Here is a 3,431-nt window from a genome sequence, read left to right as displayed (position 1 = left end):
ACTTGATAATCAATTTATATCGGAACATACGGGATTAAGCATAAAAGAAAGTGGGGAAACTTTAATTTATTACTTTACTTATCAAATTTATTAATCGATTATACAATAAAAGCATTGTCATCGTCATTGCAAAAAATTTTGTCATTGCGAGCCTCGACACCGAAGGTGTGCCGTTTGGCAAGAGGCGTGGCAATCCACACTGAATAGATTACTTCGTTTCACTCGTTCCCGCAGGGACGCCTCTGGCGAATGACGGCTAAAGATTGTAATCGCCTCGCGGCTCACAGCGTGTGCTAACGGCGCTAAAGCAGGCATGTTGCCAGTGAAGCAATCCGCTTAAAATTGTGTTTTATCTCTTCGTTGCAGATTTTAAATCTATTCCTAAAGCGAATAAAAATATAAAACCTATTATTGTAATCGGAACTATTCCCATTATATGATATACCAAAGCGTATGGAGCGGCTACCGATTTATCTACTCCTATTAAAGAAAGTCCGAAAATTATTGCCCACTCGAAAGGTCCAATCCCCGATGGAGCTGAAGGAACTGCAAAACCGAAACCGCCCGCCGCAAATATAAATAGAGCTATTATCGGAGAAGCCTTTATGTCGAAGGCTGTTAAAAGAAATCCTATCGTAAATATCTGCCCGATTAAATATAAAGCCGTGTATAAAAAAATTAAAAATATATGTTTAATGTCGCTTTTAATTCCTATTCCGTCAATAAAATTGCAGGAAAATTCTATTAATTTAACGGATATTTTTTGAGGCAAAATTCCAAATATTTTATTAAAAACTTTATGAGCAAAAGATTTATTAAAACTTAAAAACACCAAAATAATTATTCCGACAACCGAAACTACAAATAAGAAAAAAGCCGCGTATAAAACCGTATCGGGCAAATTTGGAATAAATATAAGCGAAATTGAAAGTATGACGACTCCCGTTATTACATCGAACAATCTTTCGGTTACAACTGACGCGAAAACCGCCGATTTGCTTACTCCTTCTTTAGCACCGAGTATATAAGCTCGCACGACTTCTCCAAGTTTAGCGGGAAGAACATTGCTTGCCATATAACCGATATAAACCGAAGCTATTATAGTTCTTTTTTTTATTGGCTCTTTTAATGGTATAAAACATTCCCATCTTAAAGCTCTAAATACGATTATAATGACGCTTAAAATCAAGGAAATTATAACATAAGGAACTTTAACATTTTTAACTATTTCTATTGATTCTTTTAAATTTATTCCTCTGAAAGCGAAATATAAACATAGGACGCTTATCGCTATTCCAATTATTATTTGAATTATAGTTTTATGATTTTTTTTCATTAAATATTATTCCTAAAAATTATCTGACAAAATTTTTCATAAGCGAAATAAAATTCTCAAAATCTTCCAACATCGCTCTTGCAACCGTGACATTAAATTTTTCCAAATTCGACACTTTGCTTGAATTTGAAATTTCCCTTTTAGTTCCGTTTACGCAGTCCTCTATTATATTTTTTAATATTGTGGTTAAATCCAAAACCGAATTATATACATTTAGGACGATTTTATTCCCTTCTCCGTCTATTTTCTTTACCATATTTTCTATTAAATCTCTATTTGCGTTAGCTTTATTTTTCGATACAATCCAATTTTTAAGCCTTTTGAAATTATCCGACTCGGGACTCAAAGTAGAATCGAACATTTGTATTTCTTCTTTGGAATCGTTTAAAGTATAGAAAGCGTCCAAACCTTGAGAGCTTCTTTCCTTATGAACGAACTCGCAACCTAAAAACATATCGTTTAACGGCGCTTTATATTCCATATCGAATATTTCTGATACAAAAGTTTTAATATATTGCAAAGGCTCGACACAGGTAAAAATCTCGCAATCGTATTCTTCCAACTGCGAATTTTTATCTTCGTTAACATTGGTTAGTTTTAATATTTCTATTCCGCTGAAAGTTTTATTTCTTATGCTCGCTATTTTGCTGCTCTTTATATCTTTGACTATGCTTTCCATATCGTTTTTTAAGTTTTTGGTAAAATCGGTAATATAATTTACGAATATATTTGCATCCGAATAGGAAACATGGGGTTTGTAAGTAAAATCTTTAAGAAGAAAAATTATTATGTCGCTTAATAATTCTGGAGTTTGCAAATATTTTATTCTCGTTAAAAGCGCTTTCATATTTTTATCGGGTATTGGAGATAGTCCCGCATATTTGCAAAATATATTCAGCGCCGATATAAGTTCTTTTTTTATTATTATGCCGTTTACCGCATCGTCCAATTTCGTCAAATCGTCAACTACTTGAGCGTTGGAAGTATTTTTAAAAACGGGATTAGAATTATATACTCCGTCCACAAACGATGGGCAAAAAGACCTTAAAAATAAAAAGAAATCGAAATTCGATATATTGGCAAAATCTTTTAGCAAATTGAAAGTTAGATTTATTTCTTTTCCGTTTTCTCCTCCCAAATAATTTTTGAATTTAACGAAATTTTCTTTTATTTCTTTAAATACATTATTCGGATTTTCGCCTTTTTTAATTCTTTCAAGCATATATTCTTTATTCAAAGTCGCGTATATTTCTTTCATTTCTTTATTAAAAGAGACTTCTATCAAATAGTAGGAAAATTGTTTTCCGTCTTTTATTATAAATTCGTCTTTTAAGGCGTTTAATAAATACCCCACGATTTTATATATTTCAAATATAAATTTTGCGCAATTTGAAGTTATATTTTTTGTCTTTATGTCCACAAACTTATACTTTTGAGCGGATACTTTTTTTGCATATTCATGGATACGCATTTTATCCACCAATTCTGGCGTTCTTATATTTAATAAATTGTATCTAATATAATCGAATAAATTCATAATATTCCTTTTATATTTTATTTAAAAATTTTATTCTTTAATAAACTTCTTAAAATTTGCCACTTTTTCTTTTGCTACCGAAACTCTCTTATCCTTGCTTTCCTTAACGCAAACCTCGAAATAAAATTTAATTTTAGGCTCTGTTCCAGAAGGGCGAATCGTAATTTTTGTATTATCTTTAAGTATATATTGAAGAACATTCGACTTTGGAAGAGTTATATCTTTTATCTTTTTTCCGTCATTTGCATAAACTTCTTTTTTCTCATAATCGCTTATATGAACGACTTCCACGCCAGAAATTTCTTTCGGCATATTATTTCTATAATAAGTCATCATATCTTCAATCGCTTTCGCTCCGTCCGCTCCTTTTTTGGTTATCGAAATTGTCTCTTCGTAAAAATATCCGTATTTTTCGTAAAGACTTTCCAAATAATCGGCTAAAGTCATATCGTTGTCTTTACAATAAGCCAGAATTTCCGCAAAGATTAAACATGAACTCACGCCGTCTTTATCTCGCACATTTCCGTTTATGCAATATCCGAAAACTCTCTTCAAAAC

General features: G+C 31.7%; 2 protein-coding genes and 1 pseudogene. All 3 read right to left on the bottom strand.

The genetic code is table 11. The features are described 5' to 3' along the window. Positions 1-349 precede the first annotated feature (349 nt). Positions 350-1,336: a lysylphosphatidylglycerol synthase transmembrane domain-containing protein gene (locus EZH24_RS08900; protein WP_137998807.1), complete on the bottom strand. Its 987-nt coding sequence runs from the start codon at positions 1,334-1,336 to the stop codon at positions 350-352. A gap of 19 nt (positions 1,337-1,355) precedes the next feature. Then, on the bottom strand, positions 1,356-2,873 hold the full coding sequence (locus EZH24_RS08895; protein ID WP_137998806.1) for a DUF5312 family protein: 1,518 nt from the start codon (positions 2,871-2,873) through the stop codon (positions 1,356-1,358). A gap of 30 nt (positions 2,874-2,903) precedes the next feature. Beyond that, a pseudogene (locus EZH24_RS08890) lies at positions 2,904-3,431 on the bottom strand (phospho-sugar mutase); the annotation flags it as partial.

This window comes from Brachyspira catarrhinii (assembly GCF_005518285.1).
GTDB lineage: Bacteria > Spirochaetota > Brachyspiria > Brachyspirales > Brachyspiraceae > Brachyspira > Brachyspira catarrhinii.
Note: the sequence above shows the minus strand (reverse complement) of the source record. Positions and strands in the feature narration are given on the sequence as shown.